This is a genomic window from Drancourtella massiliensis, from assembly GCF_016900655.1.
Taxonomy (GTDB): Bacteria; Bacillota; Clostridia; order Lachnospirales; family Lachnospiraceae; genus Sellimonas; species Sellimonas catena.
Window position 1 is genome coordinate 1 of sequence record NZ_JACJKH010000071.1, and the last position, 1,435, is coordinate 1,435.

Consider the following 1,435-nt stretch of genomic DNA (forward strand, 5'->3'; position numbering starts at 1 on the left):
TTTTCTTTTGTTGTTTCTCATAATTCGATCCTTTCCCGGCTTCTCATCCACTGGAAAAGGATATTTCTGTCTGCTGTAAGTGTAGCACATTTTCTTCATTGGAAAAAGTGGTTTGCCTGAGAAAGGAATATAGAAATGTAAGAAGCCATCCGATTGCCGGCCAATGTGTCTGCCGTATATAAATGTAGTGTTTGAAAATTTCGGCGAACGCCTTAGAAATACGAAAAGCGAGTGCTTTTCAGATATGGATAGAGTAACATATCAATAACGAAAAGGCAAGAAACCAGAGGCCACTATTACAACCAAATATCGAGAAATCCTTCGCCTGAAAAGTCTAAAATTCAGTGAACAGAACATCACACATAACTGCGACGTATCCCGTAACACAGTTGCCAAGGTTGTCAAGCGGGCGGCGGAAATGAATCTTTCCTGGCAAGTGAATCATAAGATGACCGACAACTCACTTGGGGAAAGGCATTTCCCCAAGGTAAAATCAGCAACCAATAGAAGGCTGCCTGATGATAAAGTTATGATCTTACAGGACACGCTGTCAGGTTCTCCGTTCGATGATCCAAAAATAGAACCTCTTTGCCAAGGAACAGTACAGTGCTCTGTTATTTTTCACATATTCTTTCTCTATATAGGAATATATAGATTGAAATACCTTCTCTACATATTCTTTCTCCTCATCCACCAACTCCTGATTTCTAGACAGCGGGCTAATCCTGCTTGAAAAATACATATCCAGCTCATATATTTTATTTTTGATTCGGGGATGAACCTTGTACCTGTTTGTGAGCAAAATTTCCATAATAGAATTCTGCATCTCCAGAGATAAATCAGTATAATACCATGCCATCGAATGGTGCTCATTATCATACAATTCTAAAAATGGCTTATAAAAGGTATCATTAATTTCCTTTCTTCCTTCCCGATAGTCCTCTCTATAACTTGTATATCTTCCAAGAAAAAATGTAAGGAGAGCCGTCATCATCGTAAGAACCGCTTCATTCTCCGTAACCCAATGCATTAACGCTTTCAATATCTTTTCCCCACACCTTATTCCATAGAATGTTCTGCCAATTCCACAAGCTTGCGAAACTCTTCTACTGTCATGTTTGCTTCTTCTGCAGCCTCCTCCAACGTCAGACGATTCTTCTGATAGAGCTGAATCAACATGACCTGACCACCCTGTATCATGCCTCGCTGAAAGCCCCTCTTCCTGGCTCCCTCCATGTTGGAACGATAGTCCAGGATCGCTTTCTCCCTGGCCTCATACTGTAAACGCTTCTTCTCATCCTGGCTCATCTTTACTAAATCCTCGTATGCTCCTTCCAGATATTCATTTCCCTTTGCCACTTCTTTCAGCTCCTCTTTATTCTGCCCTCGAAAGAAACGCATCCACTCCATCACATCTTCCGGTCCGCTGGCCTTT

2 protein-coding genes are annotated in these 1,435 nt (G+C 41.4%); both read right to left on the reverse strand.

Translation table 11 applies throughout. From position 1 onward, the window contains the following. Positions 1-550: 550 nt before the first annotated feature. Complete coding sequence (locus H6A32_RS15735; protein ID WP_204864811.1) at positions 551-1,042, reverse strand: hypothetical protein; 492 nt, start codon at positions 1,040-1,042, stop codon at positions 551-553. Between the two features lie 17 nt (positions 1,043-1,059). Then, on the reverse strand, positions 1,060-1,435 hold a 376-nt coding region (locus tag H6A32_RS15740; RefSeq protein WP_204864812.1), incomplete at its 5' end, for a PD-(D/E)XK nuclease family transposase.